We start from the raw sequence: 26,473 nt of genomic DNA, 5'->3' as shown, positions 1-26,473 counted from the left end.
CAAGGCGCAGCATAAGTAATCTATTACCCGGCGGTTTCGGTTCCGTGTCCGCCGGGCATCAGACCAGGGCGCCGCGCGCAGGGCAATGATGCCCGCCTGCTGCGAACGTCTGAATGTCTGAACGTCTCCAGAACTGCACTTTCTGCTGCGTGCAGTGTCCGCATGGTGAAACGCCATATCCGCTTCTCGGGATTGCCGTCATCATGTAACCTGCACGAAATTTCGCAGAGGGCCAACGTCGTCCCTCGGCACGCACCTATGCCACGACGACGACGGGAGAGCCGATGCGTTCCGCATCCACGCACTCCGCGACCGGCCTCAGCACCACCGCCTGGTCGCCCATGGACGGTCGCCCCGCCCAGCAGGGCATGTACGACCCGCGCAACGAGCACGACGCCTGTGGCGTCGGCTTTGTGGCCAACCTCAGCGGCGAGGCCAGCCACACGCTGGTCGAGCAGGCGCTGACCGTATTGCGGAACCTCGAGCACCGTGGTGCCACCGGATCCGAGCCGGACTCGGGCGACGGCGCCGGAATCCTGTCCCAGGTCCCGGACGCGTTCCTGCGCGAGGTGGCCGGATTCGAGCTCCCCGAGGCCGGCGCGTACGCCGTCGGCATCGCCTTCCTCCCCGCCGACGGCACCGCACAGGCCGTCGCCGTGGAGCAGATCGAGGCCATCGCCGCCGAGGAGAACCTGACGGTCCTCGGCTGGCGCGAGGTCCCGGTCACCCCGGACCTGCTCGGCAACGGCGCCCGCGCCACCATGCCGGCCTTCTCCCAGCTCTTCGTGAGCAACGGGACCACCGGCATCGAGCTGGACCGCAAGGCCTTCGTGCTGCGCAAGCGCGCCGAGCGCGAGGCCGGGGTCTACTTCCCGTCGCTCTCCGCCCGCACCATCGTCTACAAGGGCATGCTGACCACCGGCCAGCTCGAGCCCTTCTTCCCGGACCTCTCCGACCGCCGCTTCGCCTCGACGCTGGCCCTGGTCCACTCGCGGTTCTCGACCAACACCTTCCCGTCCTGGCCGCTGGCCCACCCGTACCGCTTCGTCGCGCACAACGGCGAGATCAACACGGTCAAGGGCAACCGGAACTGGATGAAGGCCCGAGAGTCCCAGCTGGCCTCGGACGTCTTCGGTGACGGCGCGCTCGAGCGGATCTTCCCGATCTGCACCCCGGACGCCTCCGACTCCGCCTCCTTCGACGAGGTCCTGGAGCTCCTGCACCTCGGCGGCCGCTCGCTGCCGCACAGCGTGCTGATGATGATCCCGGAGGCGTGGGAGAACCACACCTCCATGGACCCGGCCCGCCGCGCGTTCTACCAGTACCACTCCACGCTGATGGAGCCCTGGGACGGCCCCGCCTGCGTCACCTTCACCGACGGCACCCAGGTCGGCGCGGTCCTCGACCGCAACGGTCTGCGCCCCGGCCGCTACTGGGTCACCGACGACGGCCTCGTCGTCCTCGGCTCCGAGGTCGGCGTGCTCGACATCGACCCGGCCAAGGTCGTCCGCAAGGGCCGCCTGCAGCCCGGCAAGATGTTCCTCGTCGACACCGCCCAGAAGCGGATCATCGAGGACGACGAGATCAAGGCCGAGCTGGCCGGCGCCGCCCCCTACGCCGAATGGCTCGAGACCGGCGAGATCGAGCTGACGGACCTGCCCGAGCGCGAGCACATCGTCCACACCCACGCCTCGGTCACCCGCCGCCAGCAGACCTTCGGCTACACCGAGGAAGAGCTGCGCGTCATCCTCGCGCCGATGGCCCGTACCGCCGGCGAGCCGCTCGGCTCCATGGGCACGGACTCCCCGATCGCGGCCCTGTCCGAGCGCCCCCGGCTGCTCTTCGACTACTTCACGCAGCTCTTCGCGCAGGTCACCAACCCGCCGCTGGACGCCATCCGCGAGGAGCTCGTCACCTCGCTGCTGTCCTCGCTGGGCCCGCAGGGCAACCTGCTGGAGCCGACCGCCGCGTCCTGCCGCAGCGTCACCCTGCCCTTCCCGGTGATCGACAACGACGAGCTGGCCAAGCTCATCCACGTCAACGCCGACGGCGACATGCCGGGCATGAAGGCCGCCACCCTCTCCGGCCTCTACCGGGTCTCCGGCGGCGGCGAGGCACTGGCCGCCCGCCTCGAGGAGATCCGCGGCGAGGTCGACGCGGCCATCGCGAACGGCGCCCACCTCATCGTCCTCTCGGACCGCCACTCGGACGCCGAGCACGCGCCGATCCCGTCGCTGCTGCTCACCTCCGCCGTGCACCACCACCTCATCGCCACCAAGCAGCGCACCCAGGTGGGCCTGCTGGTCGAGGCCGGCGACGTCCGCGAGGTCCACCACGTCGCGCTGCTCATCGGCTACGGCGCCGCCGCCGTGAACCCGTACCTCGCCATGGAGTCCGTCGAGGACCTGCTGCGCGCCGGTACGTTCCTGTCCGGCCTGGAGCCGGAGCAGGCCATCAAGAACCTGATCTACGCGCTCGGCAAGGGCGTCCTGAAGGTCATGTCCAAGATGGGCATCTCCACCGTCGCCTCCTACCGCGGCGCCCAGGTCTTCGAGGCCGTCGGCCTGAACGAGGAGTTCGTCGGCGCGTACTTCCAGGGCACCGCCACCAAGATCGGCGGCGCCGGCCTGGACGTCATCGCCAAGGAGGTGGCCGCGCGCCACGCCAAGGCGTACCCGGCCTCCGGCATCGCGGCCACGCACCGCGCGCTGGAGATCGGCGGCGAGTACCAGTGGCGCCGCGAGGGCGAGCCGCACCTGTTCGACCCGGAGACGGTCTTCCGCCTCCAGCACGCCACCCGCAACCGCCGGTACGACATCTTCAAGAAGTACACGGACCGGGTGAACGAGCAGTCCGAGCGCCTGATGACGCTCCGCGGCCTGTTCGGCTTCAAGGCCGCCGAGGACGGTGGCCGCCCGTCGATCTCCATCGACGAGGTCGAGTCGGTCGCCGACATCGTCAAGCGCTTCTCCACCGGCGCCATGTCGTACGGCTCCATCTCGCGCGAGGCGCACGAGACCCTCGCCATCGCCATGAACCAGCTGGGCGGCAAGTCCAACACCGGTGAGGGCGGCGAGGACCCGGACCGCCTGTACGACCCGGCGCGGCGCTCGTCGATCAAGCAGGTCGCCTCGGGCCGCTTCGGCGTCACGAGCGAGTACCTGGTCAACGCGGACGACATCCAGATCAAGATGGCGCAGGGCGCCAAGCCCGGCGAGGGCGGCCAGCTGCCCGGCCACAAGGTCTACCCGTGGGTCGCCAAGACCCGGCACTCCACCCCGGGTGTCGGCCTGATCTCCCCGCCGCCGCACCACGACATCTACTCCATCGAGGACCTGGCTCAGCTGATCCACGACCTCAAGAACGCCAACCCGGCCGCACGCATCCACGTGAAGCTGGTGTCGGAGGTCGGTGTCGGCACCGTCGCCGCGGGTGTCTCCAAGGCCCACGCGGACGTCGTCCTCATCTCCGGCCACGACGGCGGTACGGGCGCCTCCCCGCTGACCTCGCTCAAGCACGCGGGCGGCCCCTGGGAGCTCGGCCTCGCCGAGACCCAGCAGACCCTGCTGCTCAACGGGCTGCGCGACCGCATCGTCGTCCAGACGGATGGCCAGCTCAAGACCGGCCGCGACGTCGTCATCGCCGCGCTGCTCGGCGCCGAGGAGTTCGGTTTCGCGACCGCGCCGCTCGTCGTCTCCGGCTGCGTCATGATGCGCGTCTGCCACCTGGACACCTGCCCGGTCGGCATCGCCACGCAGAACCCGGTCCTGCGCGACCGGTTCTCCGGCAAGCCCGAGTTCGTCGTCAACTTCTTCGAGTTCATCGCCGAGGAGGTCCGCGAGATCCTCGCCGAGCTCGGCTTCCGTACGATCGAGGAGGCCGTCGGCCACGCCGAGCTCCTCGACACCAGCAAGGCCGTCACGCACTGGAAGGCGCAGGGCCTCGACCTCGAGCCCCTCTTCCACGTGCCGGCGCTGCCCGAGGGCGCGGTCCGCCACGCCCTGATCGAGCAGGACCACGGCCTGGAGAAGGCCCTCGACAACGAGCTGATCGAGCTCGCGGCCGACGCGCTGAACGCCGAGTCCGCCGAGGCGGCCCAGCCGGTCCGCGCCCAGATCGCCATCCGGAACATCAACCGGACCGTCGGCACCATGCTCGGCCACCAGGTCACCAAGAAGTTCGGCGGTGCGGGCCTGCCCGACAACACCATCGACCTGACCTTCACCGGCTCCGCCGGCCAGTCCTTCGGCGCCTTCCTGCCGCGCGGTGTGACGCTGCGCCTGGAGGGCGACGCCAACGACTACGTCGGCAAGGGCCTCTCCGGCGGCCGGGTCGTGGTCCGCCCGGACCGCGGCGCCGACCACCTCGCCGAGTACTCGACCATCGCCGGCAACACCATCGGCTACGGAGCCACCGGCGGCGAGATGTTCCTGCGCGGCCGCACCGGCGAGCGCTTCTGCGTCCGCAACTCCGGTGCCCTGGTCGTCTCGGAGGGCGTGGGCGACCACGGCTGCGAGTACATGACCGGCGGCAGCGCGGTCGTCCTCGGCGAGACGGGCCGCAACTTCGCGGCCGGCATGTCGGGCGGCGTCGCGTACGTCGTCGACCTCGACATCAACAACGTCAACGTCGGCAACACGGGAGCGGTGGAAGCCCTCTCCGACGCCGACAAGCAGTGGCTGCACGATGTGGTGCGCCGCCACGAGGAGGAGACCGGCTCGACCGTGGCCGCGAAGCTCCTGGCTGACTGGTCCGTCTCCGCGGACCGCTTCAGCAAGATCATCCCGACCACGTACAAGGCAGTGCTCGCCGCCAAGGACGCCGCTGAGCTGGCCGGACTCTCGGAGTCCGAGACCACGGAGAAGATGATGGAGGCGGCGACCCATGGCTGACCCGAAGGGCTTCCTCACCACCGGGCGCGAGACCGCCTGTTCCCGTCCGGTCGCCGAGCGGCTGAAGGACTGGAACGAGGTCTACGTCCCGGGCTCGCTGCTCCCGATCATCAGCAAGCAGGCCGGCCGCTGCATGGACTGCGGCATCCCGTTCTGCCACAACGGGTGCCCGCTCGGGAACCTGATCCCGGAGTGGAACGACTTCGCATACCGCGAGGACTGGTCGGCGGCCTCCGAGCGCCTGCACGCCACGAACAACTTCCCGGAGTTCACGGGCCGCCTGTGCCCCGCTCCGTGCGAGTCGGCGTGCGTGCTCGGCATCAACCAGCCGGCCGTCACGATCAAGAACGTCGAAGTCTCGATCATCGACAAGGCGTGGGACAACGGCAACGTGACCCCGCAGCCGCCGGAGCGGCTGTCCGGCAAGACGGCGGCCGTCATCGGCTCGGGCCCGGCCGGTCTGGCCGCGGCCCAGCAGCTCACCCGGGCCGGCCACACCGTGGTGGTGTACGAGCGCGCGGACCGCATCGGCGGCCTGCTGCGGTACGGCATCCCCGAGTTCAAGATGGAGAAGGTGCACATCAACCGCCGCATCGAGCAGATGCGCGCGGAGGGCACCAAGTTCCGCACCGGCATCGAGATCGGCCGCGACCTGTCCGCGACCGACCTGCGCAAGCGGTTCGACGCGGTCGTCGTCGCGGCCGGCGCCACGGTCTCCCGCGACCTGCCGGTCCCGGGCCGTGACCTGCGCGGGATCCACTTCGCGATGGAATACCTCCCCCTCGCGAACAAGGTCCAGGAGGGCGACTTCATGGCGCCCCCCATCACGGCCGAGGGCAAGCACGTGGTCGTCATCGGCGGCGGCGACACGGGCGCGGACTGCGTGGGCACCGCCCACCGCCAGGGCGCGGCCTCGGTCACGCAGCTGGAGATCATGCCCCGCCCGTCGGAGGACCGGCCCGCCGGCCAGCCCTGGCCGACGTTCCCGATGCTGTACAAGGTCACCTCGGCGCACGAGGAGGGCGGCGAGCGGATCTACTCCGTCTCCACGACCCACTTCGAGGGCGACGAGGACGGCAACGTCAAGGCGCTGCACCTGGTCGAGGTGGAGTTCAAGGACGGCCGTCTGGAGCAGAAGCCGGGCACCGAGCGGGTCCTCCCGGCCCAACTGGTCACCCTGGCGATGGGCTTCACCGGCACGGACCAGGCCAACGGCCTGGTGGCCCAGTTCGGCCTGGAGCTGGACGAGCGCGGCAACGTCGCCCGCGACGCGTCGTACGCGACCAACGTCGACGGCGTCTTCGTGGCCGGCGACGCCGGCCGCGGCCAGTCCCTGATCGTCTGGGCGATCGCGGAGGGCCGCTCGGCGGCCCGAGGCGTGGACCGCTACCTGACCGGCGCCAGCGCCCTCCCGTACCCGGTCAAGCCGACGGACCGCTCCCTGATGGTGTAACCCGTCACCCCTCCCCACGCGTTCAGCGGGGGAGGACCCCTCATACGGTCCGTACAACGGTGTGCGGAACTCTGACACAGCGCCCGTCATGGCTCCTTCTGGACGCCGTGCTCGCACCGCTCGGCCGCAGGCGGCCTCCCGGGCTTCGCCCGGCTGCGCCGGCCTCCGACCGGCGGTGTGGGGCCCGTGCTCGGGCAAGACCCCTCCCCGCGGGGAGGACCCCTCATACGGTCCGTACAACGGTGTGCGGAACTCTGACACAGCGCCCGTCATGTCCCCGACCAGGGATGACGGGCGCTGTGGCGTGTGGGGGTCAGGCCTCGGACGCGAACTCGTACCGGAGCTCGTAGAGGTGCCCGGCCTTGACCGTCACGGTGACTTCGACGGGGCGGTCGCCCTCGCCGTACGCCGCGCGGAGAGTACGCAGCACCGGCACCTCACCCGGGAGACGCAAGGTCGTGTACTGCTCCTGCGTCGCCACCCGGGCGGAGACCCGGTCCACGCTGCGGCGAGGCGGGAAGCCGAGGTCGGTCAGCAGGGTGCTGCGCCCCGATCGAGCCCACTCGCCTGCGGCAGCGGGCCCGGCGCCCGTGGTGACGGGCCCGAGCCCGCTTCACTCGTGCAGGTGACGCACGCCGACGGGCCCGGCCGGGCCGGACTGGGCCGGACGGGCCAACTGTGTGCGAAGCGTGCACAGTTCACGGCGGCCGGAGTCTGGTAACCATCTGGATCATGGCCCCCATCCGAACCCTGCTGAGCGGCCTGCTCGGCGCCGCGCTGCTGTTTCCCGTCCAGCCCTCCGCCGCGGATGACGACGACGGCCGGATCGTCGAGTACCACGGGCTCCGGCTCGCCGTCCCCGGGGACTGGCGGGTCGTCGACCTTCAGCGGAATCCCGACGCCTGTCTGCGGCTGGACCTGCCGACCCTGTACCTCGGGCACGCCGGTGCGCAGACCGAGTGCAGCGGCCGGGCCGTTCGGAGCCGGGCCGACACCCTGCATCTGGAGCCGCTCGACGGGGCCCCGGCGCGGGCCGACATCCCGACCCTGCGGGTCGAGAGGGCAGGAGGGATCCCGGAGGCGGAGGGGGACAGCCACGAGGTGCGGTACGCCCTGCGGCGGGCCGGGGTGATGGCCACCCTCTCCTACGGGGAAGCGCCCGACACCGTACGAGGGCTGCTCGCGCGGGCCCGTACCGAACACGGCGCCGCCCCCGGGGCCCACGGCGCCCCGGCCCGGCCGGCTTCGGCCGTCGCCGGCCCGAAGGCCGTCACCGCCCAGGCGCCCTTCACCGGAGCAGGCTTCGACGCCTGCACCGCCCCGACCCAACGCGCCATGGACGGCTGGCGGTCCGCATCCCCCTTCGGCGCCGTCGGCATCTACATCGGCGGCCGGGCCCGGGCCTGCGCCCAGCCGCAGCTCACCGCCGGCTGGGTCCGCAAGCAGGCCGAGGCGGGCTGGCACCTGATGCCGCTCTGGGTCGGCCCGCAGCCCTGGCACGGCTCCGGCACCGGCCTGTCCACCGACCCCTCCGAGGCGAACCAGGAGGGCATCGAGGCCGCCGAGGGCGCCGTCGACGCGGCCCGGGCGCTGGGGCTGGGCGACGGCACGGTGCTCTACAACGACCTCGAGCACTACACGGACCGCACCACCTGGGACCCGCCGGTCGTCGCCTACCTCACCGCCTGGACGGTCCGGCTGCACGAGCTCGGCTACCGCGCCGGCGTCTACGTCTCGGCGAGCTCCGGGGGCAAGGCGCTCAGCGACCACCACGACCAGGCCCCGTGGGCCATGCCCGACGTGCTGTGGATCGCCTCCTGGAACGCCAAGGCCACGGTCTCCGACGCCGACGTCGGCCTGCCCGCCGGCACGCACCAGTGGGCCGGCCGCCGCCGTGCCCACCAGTACCGCGGCGACCACGACGACACGTACGACGGGGTGACGATCAACATCGACCGCAGCTGGGTGGACGTGGACCCGTCCACCTTCGCCGTGGTCCGCGGGCCGGAAGTCTAGGGGGTGTCGTCAAAGTCCCGTCTGGCCGGCGGGGCCCGGCACGCGCGCTCGCCGCGTTGTCTTCGGTCGACGACGCGAGCGTCGGCGAGTGACGAGAACGCGGCGAGCGCGCGTTGCCGGACGCCGCGAGCCCGGCCTGATCGGCAAGACGCCCCCTAGGCCCGCGGTCCCGCCAGTCGCCCGGCCACGACGGTCAGCCAGGCGCTCGGCGCGTAGGGGGCGGGCGGATCGACCTCCATGCCCAGCTCGGCGATCCCGACCGCGTAGTCGACCTCCTCCAGGCCGAGGGCGAGCAGTTCGTGCACCTCACCGACGAGGCGCGCCACGACGGCCGGGTCCGCCGAGTCGGCGTAGTCGCGTACGGCGGCGTCGTGGTCGTCGAACTCGTCGGGCATGTCCTGCGAGAACCAGCCGCCCAGGAACTGGCCGAGCTCGGGGAAGCGGGCGTGCCACTCCCAGTGCGTCTCGGGCAGCGCCGCCGGGGGCGGGACCCTGCCCTCCTCGACACTGCGCCTGATGTGGTCGGCGAGCAGCAGCAGCCACTGCTGGATCTCGGCCTCGGGCAGGCCGATGTCCGGGACCGGGTAGAACTCGCCGAGGCGCTGGCGCAGTCGGCCGGGCGGGTTCTCGGCGTAGGTGCGCAGCTGCTGCTCGGCGACGGACAGGGCCCAGGGCCGGGTGTGCCAGGTGTGGCGCAGGTAGGAGGTGAGGGCCTGACCGGGCCGGTCGGGGGTGTCGTCGGCGGCCAGGCCGGCGTAGGCGCTGATCACCTGGTCGAGCTCGCCGAAGCGGCGGTCGAACTCCAAGGGCTTCATGGACATGGGCCTGTGCCTCTACAGGTAGATCGGGAAGGTGCCGTGCACGACGAAGCCGAGCGGACTCCCCGGCTCCCGCCGGAGCACCACCCGCGCGGCCCGCACGTCCACGGCCCCGCGCCCGGCGAGCGCCATGGCCTGGATCAGGACGCGGCCGACCGGGTCCTCGCGCGACGGCCAGGCCGCTTCGACGGTCAGGCGGGGCCGGGTGCCCTGGGCGAGCCAGCGGTGGATGGCCTGCTCGTTGCGAGTGACGACCTGTTGGGTGGCCCACCGGGCGGTTTCCCGGTCGGGGTACGTGGCGGATCTGGTGAGCATGTGGTCTTCCCGGTTCGGGGCGGATCAGGTGTTCTGGAAGTTCCAGAACACCGCGACTTCGTGGTCGTTCACGGCGATCAGCCCGGCGTCCCAGTCGTACTGGCTGAAGGAGTCGTAACTCCGGGAGGATTGCTTGTAGAAATCGGGACGGTCGCCCTTCCAGCCGAGGTTGGTGTAGAAGCGCGTGCCGTCCGGGAAGCGCGAAAGGAGCACGTCGGCCCGGCGTTCCAGCTCCGGCCTGCGCTCCTCCCAGCCCGGTGACAGGGAGAGATCCGCGCGGGGTGCGGAGGCGAGCAGGACGAGCAGCGATCGCACCGAGGATCGGGGGAGCTCACTCACCCTTGCCCGGTAGCGTTCGGCGTCCGCAGACGTGGAGGGTGTGTCCAGCCACGGGAACAGCGGGTCTTCCCGGCGCTCGTCCTCTCCCTCGTAGGGGTCGACGGATTCCCAGCCCCGTGGGTCCCGGGTCCCGAGGCGCATGATCGCCCCGACGTCGATCCACCACTCGTCGTGCTCGCGCGGTGCGACGCCGACGAAAGTGGAGAGCCACCGGTACAGCTTGAGCGCGTCCGCCCAGGTCTCCGAGGTGAGGGGTTCCATCATCCGTTCCACTACTCGGGCGCCGACGTGTAGACGACGAACGGCGGGTTGAGGTTGGGGTCGTACTTGAGTTTCGTCGTCACGCCGTGAGTGTTCGCGGCGGGCAATATCTTCTCGTCCACCACCTGCACGGTCCGTCCGGTCACTGCGGAACCGGTGAGCGGGCCTTCGATCGGTACCGAGGGGACCTTGATGACCAGGTCCTTCTTCGCAGGCGGCGGGTTCTTGAGCCAGTCCTGGATCTCCGGGGTGTTGTTTCGGATGTTGTACTGAGTGTATTTCTGCGCCGAATTCAGGTCCGCGAAGGTCGAGGAGGAGAGGATGTCGAACTTTCCGTTCGCCCGTTGCTCGTCCTTGATCCGCTGCAGGAGCTGCTCATCCGTCTTGCCCACGTGCTTGTCGATCGTGTGGGCGCCGTTCAGCCCCTCGTTCGTCGCCAGGTCCAGCGAGTACAGGTAGGGGAACTGGCTCTCCCCGCCGATCTGCCAGCTGTGTTCCTTCTTGAACTCGTTGAGCGAGCGGGCACCGAAGCCCTGCGCCCGGGCGATCTCCGCCTGGTAGGTCGGGGCGCTCGTGATCGCGATCTCGAGTTCCGGCAGGAGCGCTTTGAGCTTGCCCGCCGCCTCGGTGAATTCCTTGTGGTAGGTCTCGACGACGGCGTCGCACCCCGCCTTGTCCATGTGGGACCGGAAGGAGAGCACGATCCGTCCGACCACTCCGCCGACCGCCATCTTGGTCAGGTTCGTCAGACTCAGCTCGGTCATGTCCGAGGCCGTGGCCTTCGCCGCGTTGATGCCGGCCTGGCTGGTGAACTTCCTGGTCTTCTCACCGACGTCGGAGACGTGTTCCAGCAGTCCCGCGACCTCGTCCGCGGTCTTCTTCAGGACGTCGACGATGGGGCGCCGCCCGGACGGCGGAAGGTCCTTGGTGGTGCGCCACTGGCGGCCCGTCTGGCTCCGGTTCCCTTCCGTGTCCAGCTGCCTGCCCCACGCCGTGGTGCCCCAGATGGTCTGGCCGAAGGTCCGCATGGCCGTCTGCCACTCGCCCTTGTCCTTCGGGTCGGTGATCCCGGCGATGGCGGCGTTGAAGTCGTCCGAGGCCTTCTCGGCCTCGGAGCCGAGCTTCTTCCAGGCCTTGGCCATGTCCCGGACGTCGTCGTCCTTGATGCCCGGGGTGATCTCGTGGACCTTGCCGAGCCGGAGGCCGTGCTCGATGGCCGGCCGGATGACGTCCGCGAGGAAGTCGGGGAACTCGCCGATGACCCCGGAGATCCACCAGGAGTCGACGTCCTCGCCGGTGCCCGTCCATTTGATGGGGTTGACGGGTCCGTAGCGCGGAGGCTTGTTGATGACCACCGGCTCCGGCTGCCGGGCCGGCTGCGCTCCCTTGCGGCCGCCGGCCTCCCATTCGGCCAGTACGTAGTGGTTGGCGGTGTGGTTCAGGCCCACGGAGGCTCCGCCGGCGCTGACCACGCTGCGGCCCCACGCTTCGAGGAACTTCGCGGCCACCTCCATGTAGGCGTCCGCGAACGCGTCCGCGCCCCGGCCGGTCCCGGCGGACTGGTTGTACTTGTTCAGCACGTCGACGAGGACGAACGCCCGCTCCGCATGGGCGAACTGGGCTTCCTTCACCAGGTCGGCCGCATGGTGGACGTGCACCGGCTGGACGTCGAAGCCCCCGTTCGCGGCAGGGGAGGGCGGCGGCGGGCCTGCCATCAGGCGGCCCCCCAGCCGCGCAGCACAGCCCGGTGCGCGGAAGCGTAGGTGAGGTGGCCGTGCACCACGATGTCGTGCAGCCAGGCCTGGGTGGCCTGCAGGTCCTGTGCGGACCGGTCCCACTTGTCGAGCTGGTCGACGAAAGTCTCGCGGGCCTCGCCGTCCCAGGTGAGCACAGCCTTCTCGACGCGCCGGTACAGCAGGTCCAGCTGCTCGTTGAGTGTCTTGAGGATCTCCTCGAGATCCCCGGCCGCGCCCTGCAGCGTGGCGAAATCGACCGATATGTGGCCGTCGTTCGACGACATGAATCCCCCTGGTGCCCCTGGTTCTGCTTACAGATCCGCGATGCGGCTGCGCGGGCCCGGCGGCGGCACGGCCGCGGCGTTGGGCGTGGACAGCTCGTCGGTCTCGGCCTGGATGTCCGCGTGCGACTGGAGTCGTCTGAAGCCCTCCAGGATTTCGAGCTCCTGCGCCGAGAACCCGTCCTTGCTCAGACGGATCGCCCTGGCCAGGAGCTTCATCGTCTGCCGGATGTGGACGGCGTCCTCGGCGGCGGCCCGGTGCTTGGCCCGGTACGCCTCCGAGGCCGGTCCGCGCCATCGGGCCTCGATGGTGTCCACGATCTCGTCCATGCGGAGGAGCTGCTTCTTCAGTACTTCCTGCATCGTGTCGAGGTCGTCGGCGAGCTTTTTGAGCGTGTCGCCGTTGACCGCGAGATCTGCTGCGGCGCCGGCCGCACCGGTCGAACTCGCCGCATCAGGAGGTGCGTTCACGGTGTCCCTTCCCCCGCGTGTGCCGTCCAGAGGTCGTCCGGCCGACCGTAGCAAATGCCGAGAACGGGCGGACTCCCGCAGGCCCCGCAGTCGCTACGGCCGGCCGGACCGTCAGCCGGTCGGGGTGCCCGGGGTTTCCGCGGGCGGGTCCTCGCGCGGCGGTTCGTCGTCGTTGCCGCGGCGGATGGTGCGCAGGCCGTGCCCCGGGGTCCACGAGCGCACCACCAGGTCGTCGCCCTCGACGGCGATGTGCACCACCTCCGTCAGGTCCGCGTGGAAGAGGTGGAACGGGTGCGGGGTGTCCGTCTCCTCCGCGTACCGGTGCAGCTCGGGCGGGTCCACCAGCTCGATGGCGCGCCCGGAGATCCGTACGTCCCCGTCCGGCATCGTCTCGCCCTCGCCGGGGTTGGTGTGCAGCGCGAAGCGCGGGTCGCGCTGCAGGTCCCTGGCCTTCATCGAGCCCGGCATCATGCCGAGCCACAGCTCGCCGCCGCGGATGTCGACATTCAGCCCGGCCAGCCGCGGGGAGCCGTCCCTGCGGAGCGTGCCGAGCACGTGGTGCGGGTACTGCGCGAAGCGTGCCTGGACGGCCGCCGCGAATTCCGGTTCCTGTTTCTCGAACGCTGCCCAGTTGTTCGTCGTCGTCATACGCCCATCAAAGCGCCTGGCACCGACAGCCGCGGCTCAGGCGCGCACGATGCCCGCCGCGCGGGCGGACGCCAGCCAGGACGGGAACTCCATGACCAGCCGGTCGAACAGCACCGGGTCCGGCACCTCGCGCGGGTCGGCCCCCGCGTGGAAGTACCCGGCGTTGTCCACCACCCGCCGGGCCGGCACCGGCAGTTCGTCCAGTCGGCGCAGGAAGTCGAACTGCGTGCTGCGCGTGTCGCCGAAGCCGACGAACTGCCAGAACAGCGGGAGCCGGGCCGCCTTGCACAGGTACCTCTCCGCCGCCGGCTTGTTGATCGGGCCGCCGTCCGTCTGGAAGACGACCAGAGCGGGTTTCACCGACCCCGAATCCAGATAGTGGTCGATCACCGCGTCCATCGCCGCGTGGTACGCCGTCCTGCCCATGTGGCCCAGGCGGGAGGCGATCTCCGCGATCCGGCCCTGGTGCCCGGCGAGCGGGATCTCCTCCACCGCGTCGACCTCGGTGGAGAAGAACACCACCGGCACGCGGCCGCCGTCGTCGAGGTGCGCGGACAGGCCCAGCACCCGGTCGGCGAGCGCCTGCACGGTGCCGTCCTGGTAGTACGGGCGCATCGACCCCGAGTAGTCCAGGACCAGGTACACCGAGGCGCGCCCGCCCTCCAGGCCGTGCTTGCGCAGCGAGACCCCCGCGCTCTTGTAGAGGCTCACGAGCGCCGGAGCGGTCGCTTCCATCTTGCGGAGGTCGATCGCGCTGCCCGTCATGGGCCCGAGGGTACGTCAGCCCGCGCAGGCGCAACCCCGGCGTGCGGCAGCGGGCCCGGGCGCACGTACGGCTACGCGCGCCCGTCCGCAGGCGCTGAGGGGCCGCCGGGATCCAGCGCCGCGATGTCGTCGAGCATGGCGGCCGCGAGGTCCCGCTCGGAGGCGTGGTACCGCTCGGCCCACTTGAGGGCGAGCGCCGGGTAGGCCCAGGCGGGCTCGTCCTTCGCGCTCGCCCCGTCGGCCACCGCCCGCAGCCGCATCTGCTCCGCGAACTCCTGGTGGTGCAGCAGGACCTCGCGCATCTGTCCGGGCTCCAGCAGGTGGCCCAGCCACAGCCGCAGCATCGGTCCGTGCTTGAGGACGGGCGGGTCGACCGGGGTCTCGCGGGCCCATGCCCGTACGGCCGCCATGCCCTCGGCGGTGATCCGGTACACCCGCTTGTCGCGGGTGCCGGTCTCCTGGGCGACGAGTCGGGAGGAGGCGTAGCCGGCCTTCTCCAGGCGCTTGAGCTCGCTGTAGATCTGGCTGAAGGAGGGGCTCCAGTAGAAGAAGCGCAGCGACCTGTCCGACCACTTCTTCAGGTCGTAGCCGGAGAGCTCCTCCCCGAAGGAGAGCAGCCCGAGCACCGCCCAACTGGTCGCCGGGAGCGGGCGCTTGTTCGTCTCGTCGGCCACGCACCGCAGTCTACGACCGGTCCCGCGGCGGCCCTTCCTCCCTTCTGGTATGCCTGCTAGAAGTATTCCTATTAGAAATATGGGAGGGGGCTGGCGGGTGATCTCGCTGGACGGGAAGGTCGTCGTCATCACGGGCGCCGGACGCGGGCAGGGCGCGGCGGAGGCCCGGCTGTGCGCGGAGGCCGGCGCGCGGGTGGTCGTCACGGACGTACGGGAGGAGGAGGGCCGGGCGGTCGCGTCCTCGCTGGGGGACCAGGGGCTGTACGTACGGCACGACGTGGCCGGGGCGGACAGCTGGGCGGAGGTCGTACGGGAGGCCGTGCGCGCCTTCGGCACGGTCTCGGCGCTGGTCAACAACGCGGCGGTGTGGCGCACGGCCCACGTGGAACGGCAGCGGCCCGAGGAGTTCGAGGCGCTGCTGCGGGTGAACCTGCTGGGGCCGTTCCTGGGGATCCAGGCGGTGGCGCCGGTGCTGCGGGCGGCCGGGGGCGGCTCGATCGTGAACATCTCCTCGACGGCCGGGCTGGTCGGGATCCCGGGCCACGCGGCCTACGGAGCGAGCAAGTTCGGGCTGCGCGGGCTGACCCGCTCGGCGGCGCTGGACCTGGCGGGGGACCGGATCCGGGTCAACTCGGTGCATCCGGGGGCGATCGACACGCCGATGATCTCCGCGGTCTCCGGGCAGGACTGGTCGCACGTGCCGCTGGGGCGGATGGGGCGGCCGGAGGAGGTGGGGGAGCTGGTGCTGTTCCTCTGCTCGGACGCGTCCTCGTACGTGACGGGCTCGGAGTTCGCGGTGGACGGGGGGATGACGGCGCGATGAGCGGAGGCGCGGTGAGCGACGGTGCGGCGCGTGCCGGTGCGACGCGTGCTGCTGCGGCGGCTGCCGGTGCGACGGGTGACTCCCTTTCCCCCGCGGCCCGGGCGCTGTGCGGGGCGATGGCGGCGGCATTCCCGGGGCCGGGGGACGTGAGGGCCCTGCGGGCGGCGGCCGCGGGCGGCCGGTCGACGGGCCCGGAGGTGGCCTCGGTCCGGGACGGCGACGCCTCGGGGGTCCCGGTCCGCATCTACGACCCCGCGCCGGGCTCGGCGGGCCGCCCTCTGGTGGTCTGGTTCCACGGCGGCGGCTGGGTGATGTGCGGGCTCGACACGCACGACGCGGTGTGCCGGTCGCTGGGCGCGGGCTCGGGCGCGGTCGTGGTCTCGGCGAACTACCGCCTCGCCCCGGAACACCCCTGGCCGGCGGCGCCGGACGACGCGCTGACGGTACTGCTGTGGGCGAGGGCGCAGGCTCTCGCGCTGGGCTGCGATCCGGGCCGGGTGGTGGTGGCGGGGGACTCGAGCGGGGGCAACCTGGCGGCGGTGACGGCGCTGCGGGCGCCCGAGCTGGTGGCGGGCCAGCTGCTGGTCTATCCGCCGCTGGACGCGGCGATGGAGTCCGCGTCGGTGTCGCCGTACGGGGAGGGGCACTTCCACACCGCGGCCCACATGGCCTGGTACTGGGAGCAGTACGGCGGCGACCCCGCGCATCCGCACGTCTCGCCGCTGCGGGCCCGCGAGCTGGCGGGACTCCCGCGCACGCTGCTGGTGCTGGCCGACTGCGACGTGCTGCGGGACGAGGGCCTGGCGTACGCGCGCCGGCTGGGCGCGGCGGGGGTGGACTGTGCGGTCCACGTGTACCCGGGGGTCTTCCACGGCTTCCTCGGCCTGCCGCTGCCGGCGGGCGGCGCGGCCCTGGCGGCCGCGGCATCCTGGCTGCGGGCCGTGGAGTAAGGGGGAGGGGCGTGGAGTAAGGGGGCGGGGCGGCCGGATTCGAACCGGCGTCCTCCTCCATGCTGTGTAGGCGCACTACCTCTGTGCTACGACCCCGCCCTTGCCGTGGATCGTAGGCCAGGACCCGGCGGGGGCGCACGCGGATATCCCACGGCATGATGTGCTCATGTCGATGTTGCTCCGCAACGTGCTCGTCCTGGCGGTGGAGTTCGGCGCCGCGCTGCTGCTGCGCGAGCCGGACGCACCGTGGATCCCGGTGCTCCTGGCCGTGTTCGTCGTCGGCTCGGGCGTACTGCACGGCACCGAGGCCGAGTTCGTCCCCCGCTTCCTGGTCGCACTGGCCGCGGTCGGCATCGCCGAGCTGGCCGGCCGGGCCTGGGCCTCGCCGGACGCCGTCCCCACGGCCGGCACCGGGGCCGCGATCCTCCTGGCCGTGCAGACGCTGATCCTGATCCGCTACTCCCTCCGCCGCCGTCGCCTCGCCTGAACCGAAACCTGCTGGCCAGGGCGGCTCCGCGGCGCCTACCGTCGACCCCATGTCCCCGACGCACACGACCACGCTCTGGCGCCCTACCGGCCCGGAGGAGCTCGACCTCGTCCGCGCACTCGACTGGCGGGCCTGGCCGCCGCGGCTGCCCGAGCAGCCGATCTTCTATCCCGTCCTGAACGAGGACTACGCGATCCGCATCGCCCGCGACTGGAACGTCAAGCACAGCGGCGTGGGCTTCGTGACGCGCTTCGAGGTCGACACCGCGTTCCTGGCCCGGTACCCCGTACAGCAGGCGGGCGGGGAGACGATCCTGGAGCTGTGGGTGCCGGCGGAGGAGCTGGACGAGTTCAACGCGCACATCGTGGGCCGGATCGAGGTCGTCCGCGAGTTCCGCTGAGGCGGCGGCCGGGCTCTGCCGAGCCGGGGGAAAAGAAAGGCCTGGCCCGGCGGGCGGAGATCGAAAACAATGGCCGCATGACGTCCACTCCGCCCCGCACCCGTGCCCGGTCCTTCGACGCGGCCGCCCCGCTGTACTCGGCGAACCGGCCCGGGTATCCGGGGGAGCTGTTCGACGCCGTCGAGACGCTGGCCGGGCGCGGGCTGCGGGGAGCCAGGGTGGCCGACGTGGGGGCCGGGACCGGGATCGCCACCCGGCTGCTGCACGCGCGCGGGGCGGACCTCGTCGCCGTCGAGCCGGGCGACGGCATGGCCGCCGAGTTCCGGCGCGCGAACCCGGGGATCCCGCTCGTGCGCGGGGACGGCGACCGGCTGCCGCTCGTCACCGCCGGGTTCGACTTCCTCACGTACGCCCAGGCCTGGCACTGGACCGACCCCGCCCGGTCCGTCCCCGAGGCCCGCCGCGTGCTGCGCCCCGGCGGCGCGCTCGCGCTCTGGTGGAACGACATGGACACCGCCGTCCCCTGGATCGCCGAGCAGGACGAGCGGATCCGGACCCTGTTCGACGCCGACGGGGTCACCTTCCGCGGCCTGCCGGCCGAGCTCGCTTTCACCACCCGCGAAGTGCGCTGGTCGCGCCGGATCCCGCTCGAGGTCCACCTCGCCAACCACGCCAGCCACTCCGCGTTCCTGATGCTCGGCCCCGACGGCACCCGGGAGTTTTTCGAGGCGGAGCGGGCCCGGCTGACCCGGCTGTTCCCCGACGGGACGGTCGAGGAGCACTACGTCGTCAGCCTCGGCGTGGCCGTCGTGTGAGACCGGTCGCGAGCGTCCTCGTGAGCACCGCTCTCGCGACGGACTGCCGCTCTCACTACCGCTCTCAGTGCAACTCTCGTTCCTGGAGCACCGCCGCCCGGCACGCCGACGGTGAGCCCCACGCGTCCCGCAGGGGCCGCGCCTTGCGCAGCCACAGGGAGAGGTCGAGCTCCTCCGTGTAGCCGACGGCCCCGTGGAGCTGCAACGCCGTCATGGCCGCCGCGTACGCCGCCCCGCCCGCGGCCAGCTTCGCCGCCGCGACCTCCCACGGCGCCGGGCCCAGCGCCGCCGCCCACACCAGCGGCCGCGCGAACTCGAGGGCCAGCAGCGTGTCCGCCAGCCGGTGCTTCACCGCCTGGAAGCCGCCGATCGGCGTGCCGAACTGCGTGCGCTGCTTCACGTACTGCACCGTGCTCACCAGCAGGGCCTCGCCCACCCCCAGGCACTGCGCCGCCGTCAGCAGCCGCGCCCAGCCCAGGGCCGTCCCCGCCGCCGCCAAGACCTGGGGTCCTGCGGCCAGCAGCTCCCCCTCCGCCGCCGGCCGGGACAGCCGACGCGCCGGGTCCGTGGACCTCAGCGGATCCCCGGCCCCGCCCGCGAGCCGGAGCTCGCCCGCCGCCGACACCGTGAAGCAGTACGTCGCCGCGTCCGCGTCCAGGGCGTACGGCCCCCCGCCCGGCAGCGTCAGCGTGGCCAGGGCCCCGCCCGCCACCAGCCCCGGCAGGAACCGCTTCGCCGGGCCCTCCTCCCCGGCCGCCCCGAGCACCGACAGGAGCACGGCCGCCGCAGCCGTCTCCACCACCGGGCCCGGCATCCCCGCCCGGCCCAGCTCCACGAAGCCGAGGGCCAGCTCCACCGGCAGCAGCCCCACCCCGTCATACGCCTCGTCCACCGCCAGCGCGAACAGGCCCGTCCCCGCGAGCCGCGACCACAGAGCCCGCCCCGGCCCGTGGTCCCCGGAGCCCCAGGCCCGTACGGCCGCCGGCACGTCCGAGGAGCCGAGCAGGCCGTGCAGCGTACGGGCGAAGTCCGACTGTTCCGCGGTCGGCAGGAAGCGCATCAGCGGCGGCCCTTCGGGAGGCCGAGCAGCCGCTCGGCGATGATGTCGCGCTGGATCTCGTTCGTGCCCGCGTAGATCGGCCCGGCCAGCGAGAAGATCCACGGCTCCGCCCACGCCCCCTCCGCCAGCTCCGCGTCCGCGCCCAGCAGGTCCAGCGCCGTCTCGTGCAGGGCGATGTCGTACTCCGACCAGAACACCTTGTTCAGGCTGGACTCGGCGCCGATGCGCTCGCCCGCCGCGAACCGCGAGGCACCGGTCCAGGTGAACAGCTCGTACGCGCGCGCCCCGACCAGCGCGTCCGCCACCCGGTCCCGCAGCGCCGTGTCCGCCGGATCCCCGGCCGCCCGCCACAGCCCGGCCAGCCGGTCCGCCGCAGCGAGGAAACGCCCCGGCGAGCGCAGGATCAGGCCGCGCTCGTTGCCCGTCGTCGACATGGCGATCCGCCAGCCCTGCCCCGGCTCCCCGATCACGTCCGCATCCGGTACGAAGACCTCGTCGAGGAAGAGCTCCGCGAAGGCGGGCTTGCCGTCCAGCCGGCCGATGGGCCGCAACGTCACCCCCGGCGCCCGCAGGTCGAACATCAGGTACGTCAGCCCCTGGTGCGGTTTCCCGGCCCCCGGGTCCGTACGGAAGATGCCGAACGCCCGGTCCGCGAACGCCGCCCGCGAGGACCAGGTCTTCTGCCCGGACAGCAGCCAGCCGCCCCCGGTGCGCACGGCCCGCGACGTCAGCGAGGCCAGGTCCGAGCCCGACTCCGGCTCCGACCAGGCCTGCGCCCAGATCACCTCGCCGCTCGCCATCGGCGGCAGCACCCGCCCCCGCTGCTCGGGCGTCCCGTGGTCGAAGAGGGTCGGCGCGAGGAGGCTGATGCCGTTCTGGGAGACCCGGCCGGGCGCGCCCGCCGCCCAGTACTCCTCCTCGAAGACCAGCCACCGCTCGATGTCCACGCCGCGGCCGCCGTACTCCTCGGGCCAGGACACCGCCGACCAGCGGTCCGCGTGCAGCTGCGCCTCCCACTCCCGGTGCGCCGCGAAGCCCTCCGCCGTCTCCAGGGAGGGGAGGGGGGAGTCCGGGACGCGGTCGGCGAGCCAGGCGCGCGCCTCGGCCCGGAAGGCCTCCACCTCCGGTGCGTGGGTCAGGTCCATCAGCTGCTCGCCTCCGTCACAGGGGCCTGCGCACGTGTTCCCCCGACAGTGTTCCCTAACAAGTGTTTGGTAGGTTAACGTACGGCCATGAGCCTGAACACCCCCGACACCCCCGGCTACGTACCGGGTCACGGGCTGCTCCAAGGCCGCACCGCCGTCGTCACCGCCGCCGCCGGCGCCGGGATCGGCGGGGCCACCGCCCGCCGCTTCCTGGAGGAGGGCGCCCGCATCGTCATCGGCGACGCGCACGCCCGCCGCCTGAAGGAGACCGAGGACGCCCTCGCCGCCGAGTTCGGCGCCGACCGCGTCACCTCCCTCCCGTGCGACGTCACCGACGAGGACCAGGTCCGGGCCCTGTTCGCGCTCGCCGAGCAGACCCACGGCCGCCTCGACGTCGTCGTCAACAACGCCGGCCTCGGCGGCACCGCCGCCCTCGTCGACATGACCGACGAACAGTGGGGCAAAGTCCTCGACGTCACCCTGAACGGCACCTTCCGCTGCACCCGCGCCGCCCTGCGCTCGCTGAAGGCCTCCAAGCGGGGCGGGGTCATCGTCAACAACGCCTCCGTCGTCGGCTGGCGCGCCCAGACCGGCCAGGCCCACTACGCCGCCGCCAAGGCCGGCGTGATGGCGCTGACCCGCTGCGCGGCACTGGAGGCGGCCGAGTTCGGCGTACGGGTCAACGCGGTCGCCCCGAGCCTCGCCATGCACCCGCACCTGGCGAAGGTCACCAGCGAGGAACTGCTGCGCGAGCTGACGGCCCGTGAGGCCTTCGGCCGCTACGCCGAGCCGTGGGAGGTCGCCAACGTCATCGTCTTCCTGGCCAGCGGCTACTCGTCGTACATGACCGGCGAAACCGTCTCGGTCAGCAGCCAGCGCGCGTAGGGGGGTGTCTCGTGGATCAGGCCGGGCTCGCGGCGTCCGGCACCGCGCCTCGCCGCGTTCTCGTCACTCGCCGACGCTCCGCGTCGACTCCCTCCTCCGCCTTGCGATCCACGGCACCGGACGCCGCTCCCTGGTCCGGCCTGATCCACGAGACACCCCCTGGGCCCAGAATGGGCCCGTGCCAACGAACCAGCCGACCCGGCCGACACCCAAGAAGAAGCCCCAGGTGACAGCCACGCCCGAGCGCCGACGCGAGCTCCTCGACACCGCCGCCGAGGTCTTCGCCGCGCAGGGCTACAACGCCACCACCGTCCGCAAGATCGCCGACGCCGCCGGCATGCTCGCCGGCAGCCTCTACTACCACTTCGATTCCAAGGAATCGATGCTCGACGAGATCCTCTCGGCCTTCCTGAACGAGCTCTGGCAGGGCTACGACACCGTCCTCGCCGCCGGCCTCGGCCCCCGGGAGACCATCGAGGCCCTCGTCACCGAGTCCTTCCGGGAGATCGACCGGCACCGCGCCGCCGTCGCGATCTACCAGAAGGAGTCCCGCGCCCTCTCCGTGCAGCCCCGCTTCCACTACCTGTCCGACTCGCAGCAGAAGTTCGAGAAGGCCTGGCTGGGGACGCTGGAGCGCGGGGTCGCCGCCAAGGTCTTCCGGGCCGACCTCGACATCCGCCTCACCTACCGCTTCGTGCGCGACACGGTGTGGGTGGCGGCGTCCTGGTACCGGCCGGGAGGACAGCACAGCCCCGAGGAGATCGCCCGCCAGTACCTCTCGATGGTGCTGGACGGGATCGCCGTGCGTACGTAACCCGATCCGAGGAGTCCCGATGCCCGAGGCCTACATAGTCGAAGCGGTACGCACCCCCGTGGGGCGGCGCAAGGGGGGCCTGTCCGCCGTCCACCCGGCCGACCTGGGCGCGCACGTCCTGAAGGCGCTGGTCGAGCGGTCCGGGGTGGACCCGGCCGCCGTCGAGGACGTGGTCTTCGGCTGCCTGGACACGGTGGGCCCGCAGGCCGGGGACATCGCCCGCACCGCATGGCTGGCGGCGGGGCTGCCGGAGGAGGTGCCGGGCGTCACGGTGGACCGCCAGTGCGGCTCCTCGCAGCAGGCCGTCCACTTCGCGGCGCAGGGCGTGCTCTCCGGAACCCAGGACCTGGTCGTCGCCGGCGGGACCCAGAACATGTCGATGATCCCGATCGCCTTCGCGTCCCGGCAGGCGGCGGAACCGCTCGGCCTCACGGAGGGCCCGTACGCGGGCAGCGCGGGCTGGCGGGCCCGGTACGGGGACGCTCCGGTCAACCAGTTCCACGGCGCGGAGCTGATCGCCCAGAAGTGGGGCATCACGCGACACGCCATGGAGGAGTTCGCGCTGCGGTCCCACCGGCGGGCCCTGCGCGCGATCGACGAGGGCCGCTTCGAGCGCGAGACCGTCGCGTACGGGGACGTCCGGGCCGACGAGGGCCCCCGCCGGGACACCAGCCTCGAGAAGATGGCGGGCCTGCGGCCGGTGGTCGAGGGCGGCACGATCACGGCGGCCGTCTCCTCGCAGGTCTCCGACGGCGCGGCGGCGATGCTGATCGCCTCCGGGCGGGCCGTCGCCGAACACGGCCTGCGGCCGCGGGCCCGCATCCACCACCTGTCCGTACGCGGCGAGGACCCCATCCGCATGCTGTCGGCGCCGATCCCGGCGACGGCGTACGCGCTGAAGAAGACCGGCATGTCGCTGGACGACATCGACCTGGTGGAGATCAACGAGGCGTTCGCCCCGGTCGTCCTGGCCTGGCTGAAGGAGACCGGCGCCGACCCCGAACGGGTGAACGTCAACGGCGGGGCCATCGCACTGGGCCATCCGTTGGGTGCCACGGGAGTGAAGCTGATGACCACGCTGCTCCACGAGCTGGAGCGCACGGGGGGCCGCTACGGGCTGCAGACCATGTGCGAGGGCGGCGGCCAGGCCAACGTCACCATCATCGAGAGGCTGTAGCCGCAGGGCCCCGGAGCCGTGACCGGGGGCTCCACCCCCGGTCCCGCGCAGGTCGAACACGGAAGGGGCTGGGATGTCCGTGCCGAGGTGTGCTAGCTTTAGCAGCGTTGCAGTTGTGGTACCCATGAACTTTATGTGCGCCTGACGGGAATGTTCCTCAGGCGCTTTTATTGTTTTGCCGGACTCTCCGGATGGGGCCCTTTGCCGCCTATTCAGGAGATTTAAAATGGCACTTGGCACCGTGAAGTGGTTCAACTCGGAAAAGGGCTTCGGCTTCATCGAGCAGGACGGTGGCGGTCCGGACGTGTTCGCCCACTACTCGAACATCGCCACCCAGGGCTTCCGTGAGCTCACCGAGGGTCAGCGCGTCTCGTTCGACGTGACCCAGGGCCAGAAGGGCCCCCAGGCGGAGAACATCCTCCCCGCCAACTAAGTACTTCAGCATGCCGGGGTCCGCACCGCGAGGTGCGGGCCCCGGCTTGTCTGCTGTTTCGACCTTTGTTTTACCTGCCGGTTTCAGGAGGGCTTTCTCGCATGACCAGCTCCAGCTCCGCACGACCCAGCCGCCGCCCCACCCGGGGCCGAGGCGCGGCACAGGGACGTCCGAAGGCTGGCGCGGGACGGCAGAAGTCCGCCCCCGTCGCCAGGCCCCAAGAATTCACCATGCCCGAACCGCTGACCCCGGCCCTGCCGCCGGTGGCCGCGTTCGAGGACATGGGCATGCCCGAGGCGCTGCTGAAGACCCTCGCCGCCCAGGGCGTCACCGAGCCGTTCCCGATCCAGGCCGCGACGCTGCCGAACTCGCTCGCCGGCCGTGACCTGCTCGGCCGCGGCCGTACCGGCTCCGGCAAGACGCTGGCCTTCGGCCTGGCGCTGCTGGCCCGCACCTCCGGCCGCCGCGCGCAGCCGAAGCAGCCGCTCGCGCTGGTCCTCGTACCGACCCGCGAGCTCGCTCAGCAGGTGACCGACGCCCTGGCCCCGTACGCCACGGCCGTCAACCTGCGCATCGCGACCGTCGTCGGCGGCATGTCGATCAACCGGCAGTCCGGGGCCCTGCGCCGCGGCGCCGAGGTGCTCGTCGCCACCCCCGGCCGTCTGAAGGACCTCATCGACCGCGGTGACGCCGACCTCTCGCAGGTCGCCATCACGGTCCTCGACGAGGCCGACCAGATGACCGACATGGGCTTCATGCCGCAGGTCACCGCGCTGCTCAAGCAGGTCGAGCCCGAGGGCCAGACCATGCTGTTCTCGGCGACACTCGACAAGAACATCGACAAGCTCGTCAAGATGTTCCTGCACGACCCGGTCGCCTTCTCCGTCGACCCGTCGGCCGGTGCGGTCAGCACGATGGAGCACCACGTCCTGTACGTCATGGACGAGACCGACAAGAAGGCCGTGGCGACGCGCATAGCCGCTCGCGACGGCCGGGTGATCATGTTCGTGGACACCAAGCGTGGTGTCGACCGCATGGTCAAGAAGCTCCTGGCGGACGGCGTCCGCGCCTCCGGCCTGCACGGCGGCCGCTCGCAGCCGCAGCGCAACCGGACCCTGGACTGGTTCAAGACGGGCGAGGTCACCGCGCTGATCGCCACCAACGTGGCCGCCCGCGGCATCCACATCGACGACCTCGACCTGGTCGTCAACATCGATCCGCCGACCGACCACAAGGACTACCTGCACCGCGGCGGCCGTACCGCCCGTGCCGGCGAGTCCGGCAGCGTGGTCACCCTGGTGCTGCCCGACCAGAAGCGCGACATGACCCGCCTGATGTCGGACGCCGGGATCTCCCCGCGCACCGCGCAGATCAAGTCCTCCGACGATGAGCTGTCCCGGCTCACCGGCGCCAAGGAGCCCTCGGGCATCCCCGTGGTCCTCGAGGTGCCGCAGCAGCCGGCCCCGGCGGGCCGGCGCTCCGGCGGCCAGGGCGGCGGCAGCGGCCGTTCCGCGAACCCGCGCCGTCGCTCCGGCGGCTCCTCCGCCGCACAGGGCGGCGCTGCGCCGGCCGGCGGCGGCGAGGGCCGTCCGCGCCGGACCCGCTCCGGCGCAGGCCAGGGCGGTGGCGGCCAGACCGGCGCCCGCGGCCAGGCCGGCCAGGGCGGCGCCCGCGGTCAGGGTGGCGGCGGCCAGGGCGGTTCCCGCTCCGGCGGTGCTCCGGCCGGTGCGCGTCGCCGCTCCGGTGGCGGGCGTCCCGCGGCGGGCCGTACGAGCTGACGCCCCGGGGTTTTGACGCCCCGAGGCTCTGACAGGCATTCCGGTACGCCGGGCAGCGCGAGGTGCGCTGCCCGGCGTACCGCTGTCCGGGCCGCCGTACTACCGCACCAGCCTGGTCTGGAGCTTCGCGAGCGTCCGCAGGTCCAGGCCGAGGCCGTCCGTGAGGTAGCCGTAGAAGCTGCCGTAGTCCGCGGCCAATTGCGCGGTCGCCGCGTCCAGGTAGTCCTGGCGGACCTCCTGGAGCGGGATCAGCAGGTCCGGGTTCTGCATCCGCCCGGACTGCTTCAGGCCCGCCCGCACCTGCGCGTCGTACGCGGCGCGGAACGTGTTCGACGCGAGGTAGTCGCGCTCCGCCGTCTCCTCGGGGACGGCCAGGGCGCGCAGCAGGACGTAACTCATCCAGCCCGTCCGGTCCTTGCCCGAGGTGCAGTGGTACAGGAGCGGGCCCTGGCCGCCGTCCGCGATCTCCCGCAGCGTCGCCGCGAACTGCGCCCGGTTCTCGGGGCTGGTCACGAAGGTGCGGTAGATGTCGCGCATGTAGGCCTCGGCGCGGCCGCCTCCGAGCATCTGCTCCTGCGTGGCGGGGTCGCCGCTGGAGATCGCGCCGACGAGCGTCCCGTACAGGCCGAGGTCGCTGACGGGGCGGGAGGTGGCGGTGAGCCCCGCGGGCAGCCGGTCGGCGCCGTCGTACTGGAGCTCCATGGGGATGCGGAAATCGACGACCTTCCCCAGGCCGAGACCGGAGACGGTGGTGATGTCTGCTTGCGTCAGCTTGCTGAGCGCGTCGGAGCGGTAGACCAGACCCTGGCGGACCTGACCGCCGGTCCAGGTGCGGTAGCCGCCCAGGTCGCGGAGGTTGACCGCGCCCTGGAGGGGGATCTGGCGAATCGTTTCTGCCTGCTGTTGGTACCGGCCTGCGGGGGTGGCGCCCGCCGCCGGCGCGGCGTACGCGGCGGAGGCGGCGGGCAGGGTGCCGAGGGCGAGAGCGGAAGCGAGCACCGCGGTCACCAGGCGGATTCGGGCACGGCTCATCGGTG

The 26,473-nt window shown here is 71.9% G+C and carries 25 protein-coding genes, 1 tRNA gene and 1 pseudogene; 13 read left to right on the top strand and 14 right to left on the bottom strand.

What is annotated here, in order from left to right; translation table 11 throughout:
- The first annotated feature begins 341 nt into the window (after positions 1–341).
- Together gltB and ACZ49B_RS03210 are read left to right on the top strand one after the other, a co-directional pair.
- Positions 342–4,892, top strand: coding sequence for a glutamate synthase large subunit (gltB, locus tag ACZ49B_RS03215; RefSeq protein ID WP_468300741.1), 4,551 nt, complete (start codon positions 342–344; stop codon positions 4,890–4,892).
- Positions 4,885–6,345 (top strand): glutamate synthase subunit beta, encoded by a 1,461-nt coding sequence (locus ACZ49B_RS03210; protein WP_468299914.1) that lies wholly within the window; start codon positions 4,885–4,887, stop codon positions 6,343–6,345. Before gltB ends, ACZ49B_RS03210 begins: the two co-directional genes overlap by 8 nt.
- Positions 6,346–6,658: 313 nt before the next feature.
- Here the strand turns inward: ACZ49B_RS03210 and ACZ49B_RS03205 are convergent.
- Positions 6,659–6,895 (bottom strand): annotated as a pseudogene (locus tag ACZ49B_RS03205) (UTRA domain-containing protein); the annotation flags it as partial.
- Between the two features lie 182 nt (positions 6,896–7,077).
- Between ACZ49B_RS03205 and ACZ49B_RS03200 the strand changes: the two are divergent.
- Positions 7,078–8,361 (top strand): DUF1906 domain-containing protein, encoded by a 1,284-nt coding sequence (locus ACZ49B_RS03200; RefSeq protein WP_468299912.1) that lies wholly within the window; start codon positions 7,078–7,080, stop codon positions 8,359–8,361.
- 155 nt (positions 8,362–8,516) lie between these two features.
- On the opposite strand, the gene ACZ49B_RS03195 is transcribed toward ACZ49B_RS03200, so the two are convergent.
- The 9 genes from ACZ49B_RS03195 to ACZ49B_RS03155 all read right to left on the bottom strand — a co-directional run bounded on the left by ACZ49B_RS03195 (position 8,517) and on the right by ACZ49B_RS03155 (position 14,678).
- On the bottom strand, positions 8,517–9,182 hold the full coding sequence (locus tag ACZ49B_RS03195) for a contact-dependent growth inhibition system immunity protein (protein WP_468299911.1): 666 nt from the start codon (positions 9,180–9,182) through the stop codon (positions 8,517–8,519).
- A 12-nt stretch (positions 9,183–9,194) separates the two neighbouring features.
- Complete coding sequence (locus ACZ49B_RS03190) at positions 9,195–9,494, bottom strand: RNase A-like domain-containing protein (RefSeq protein ID WP_468299909.1); 300 nt, start codon at positions 9,492–9,494, stop codon at positions 9,195–9,197.
- A 24-nt stretch (positions 9,495–9,518) separates the two neighbouring features.
- Positions 9,519–10,097, bottom strand: coding sequence for a hypothetical protein (locus ACZ49B_RS03185; protein WP_468299908.1), 579 nt, complete (start codon positions 10,095–10,097; stop codon positions 9,519–9,521).
- A gap of 8 nt (positions 10,098–10,105) precedes the next feature.
- On the bottom strand, positions 10,106–11,809 hold the full coding sequence (locus ACZ49B_RS03180) for an RNase A-like domain-containing protein (RefSeq protein WP_468299907.1): 1,704 nt from the start codon (positions 11,807–11,809) through the stop codon (positions 10,106–10,108).
- Positions 11,809–12,114: a WXG100 family type VII secretion target gene (locus ACZ49B_RS03175; RefSeq protein ID WP_468299906.1), complete on the bottom strand. Its 306-nt coding sequence runs from the start codon at positions 12,112–12,114 to the stop codon at positions 11,809–11,811. The genes ACZ49B_RS03180 and ACZ49B_RS03175 overlap by 1 nt, the downstream gene beginning before the upstream one ends.
- Positions 12,115–12,141: 27 nt before the next feature.
- Positions 12,142–12,582, bottom strand: a complete 441-nt coding sequence (locus ACZ49B_RS03170; RefSeq protein ID WP_468299905.1) for a WXG100 family type VII secretion target — start codon at positions 12,580–12,582, stop codon at positions 12,142–12,144.
- 111 nt (positions 12,583–12,693) lie between these two features.
- Positions 12,694–13,230: a pyridoxamine 5'-phosphate oxidase family protein gene (locus ACZ49B_RS03165; RefSeq protein WP_468299904.1), complete on the bottom strand. Its 537-nt coding sequence runs from the start codon at positions 13,228–13,230 to the stop codon at positions 12,694–12,696.
- Between the two features lie 36 nt (positions 13,231–13,266).
- Positions 13,267–13,995: a VWA domain-containing protein gene (locus ACZ49B_RS03160; protein ID WP_468299903.1), complete on the bottom strand. Its 729-nt coding sequence runs from the start codon at positions 13,993–13,995 to the stop codon at positions 13,267–13,269.
- Between the two features lie 71 nt (positions 13,996–14,066).
- Positions 14,067–14,678, bottom strand: coding sequence for a PadR family transcriptional regulator (locus ACZ49B_RS03155; RefSeq protein ID WP_468300739.1), 612 nt, complete (start codon positions 14,676–14,678; stop codon positions 14,067–14,069).
- A gap of 88 nt (positions 14,679–14,766) precedes the next feature.
- Between ACZ49B_RS03155 and ACZ49B_RS03150 the strand changes: the two genes are divergently transcribed.
- Positions 14,767–15,492, top strand: coding sequence for an SDR family NAD(P)-dependent oxidoreductase (locus ACZ49B_RS03150; RefSeq protein ID WP_468299902.1), 726 nt, complete (start codon positions 14,767–14,769; stop codon positions 15,490–15,492).
- Positions 15,489–16,442: an alpha/beta hydrolase gene (locus tag ACZ49B_RS03145; RefSeq protein WP_468299901.1), complete on the top strand. Its 954-nt coding sequence runs from the start codon at positions 15,489–15,491 to the stop codon at positions 16,440–16,442. Before ACZ49B_RS03150 ends, ACZ49B_RS03145 begins: the two co-directional genes overlap by 4 nt.
- Positions 16,443–16,465: 23 nt before the next feature.
- Here ACZ49B_RS03145 and ACZ49B_RS03140 read toward each other — a convergent pair.
- Positions 16,466–16,540: transfer RNA gene (locus ACZ49B_RS03140), tRNA-Ala, on the bottom strand.
- Between the two features lie 68 nt (positions 16,541–16,608).
- Between ACZ49B_RS03140 and ACZ49B_RS03135 the strand changes: the two genes are divergently transcribed.
- From ACZ49B_RS03135 to ACZ49B_RS03125, 3 genes are all read left to right on the top strand, one after another.
- A complete protein-coding gene (locus ACZ49B_RS03135) occupies positions 16,609–16,929 on the top strand; it encodes a hypothetical protein (RefSeq protein WP_468299900.1) in 321 nt (106 codons plus the stop codon).
- A gap of 49 nt (positions 16,930–16,978) precedes the next feature.
- The gene (locus ACZ49B_RS03130) at positions 16,979–17,329 is read left to right on the top strand and encodes a hypothetical protein (RefSeq protein WP_468299899.1); all 351 of its coding nucleotides are present in this window, start codon (positions 16,979–16,981) and stop codon (positions 17,327–17,329) included.
- A 77-nt stretch (positions 17,330–17,406) separates the two neighbouring features.
- Positions 17,407–18,144: a class I SAM-dependent methyltransferase gene (locus ACZ49B_RS03125; RefSeq protein ID WP_468299898.1), complete on the top strand. Its 738-nt coding sequence runs from the start codon at positions 17,407–17,409 to the stop codon at positions 18,142–18,144.
- 64 nt (positions 18,145–18,208) lie between these two features.
- Here ACZ49B_RS03125 and ACZ49B_RS03120 read toward each other — a convergent pair whose 3' ends face one another.
- Positions 18,209–19,204 (bottom strand): acyl-CoA dehydrogenase family protein, encoded by a 996-nt coding sequence (locus ACZ49B_RS03120; protein ID WP_468299897.1) that lies wholly within the window; start codon positions 19,202–19,204, stop codon positions 18,209–18,211.
- Positions 19,204–20,349, bottom strand: coding sequence for an acyl-CoA dehydrogenase family protein (locus tag ACZ49B_RS03115; RefSeq protein ID WP_468299896.1), 1,146 nt, complete (start codon positions 20,347–20,349; stop codon positions 19,204–19,206). Before ACZ49B_RS03115 ends, ACZ49B_RS03120 begins: the two co-directional genes overlap by 1 nt.
- 87 nt (positions 20,350–20,436) lie before the next feature.
- Between ACZ49B_RS03115 and ACZ49B_RS03110 the strand changes: the two genes are divergently transcribed.
- The 5 genes from ACZ49B_RS03110 to ACZ49B_RS03090 all read left to right on the top strand — a co-directional run bounded on the left by ACZ49B_RS03110 (position 20,437) and on the right by ACZ49B_RS03090 (position 25,436).
- On the top strand, positions 20,437–21,234 hold the full coding sequence (locus ACZ49B_RS03110; protein WP_468299895.1) for an SDR family oxidoreductase: 798 nt from the start codon (positions 20,437–20,439) through the stop codon (positions 21,232–21,234).
- 226 nt (positions 21,235–21,460) lie between these two features.
- Positions 21,461–22,048, top strand: a complete 588-nt coding sequence (locus ACZ49B_RS03105; RefSeq protein WP_468299894.1) for a TetR/AcrR family transcriptional regulator — start codon at positions 21,461–21,463, stop codon at positions 22,046–22,048.
- A 19-nt stretch (positions 22,049–22,067) separates the two neighbouring features.
- Complete coding sequence (locus ACZ49B_RS03100) at positions 22,068–23,225, top strand: acetyl-CoA C-acetyltransferase (protein WP_468299893.1); 1,158 nt, start codon at positions 22,068–22,070, stop codon at positions 23,223–23,225.
- Positions 23,226–23,451: 226 nt separating this feature from the next.
- Positions 23,452–23,658 (top strand): cold-shock protein, encoded by a 207-nt coding sequence (locus ACZ49B_RS03095; protein ID WP_030292052.1) that lies wholly within the window; start codon positions 23,452–23,454, stop codon positions 23,656–23,658.
- A 101-nt stretch (positions 23,659–23,759) separates the two neighbouring features.
- Complete coding sequence (locus ACZ49B_RS03090) at positions 23,760–25,436, top strand: DEAD/DEAH box helicase (protein WP_468299892.1); 1,677 nt, start codon at positions 23,760–23,762, stop codon at positions 25,434–25,436.
- A gap of 99 nt (positions 25,437–25,535) precedes the next feature.
- On the opposite strand, the gene ACZ49B_RS03085 is transcribed toward ACZ49B_RS03090, so the two are convergent.
- The gene (locus ACZ49B_RS03085; RefSeq protein WP_468299891.1) at positions 25,536–26,468 is read right to left on the bottom strand and encodes a tyrosine-protein phosphatase; all 933 of its coding nucleotides are present in this window, start codon (positions 26,466–26,468) and stop codon (positions 25,536–25,538) included.
- Positions 26,469–26,473: the final 5 nt, after the last annotated feature.

Source organism: Streptomyces sp. NPDC031132, assembly GCF_055570595.1.
Note: the sequence above shows the minus strand (reverse complement) of the source record. Positions and strands in the feature narration are given on the sequence as shown.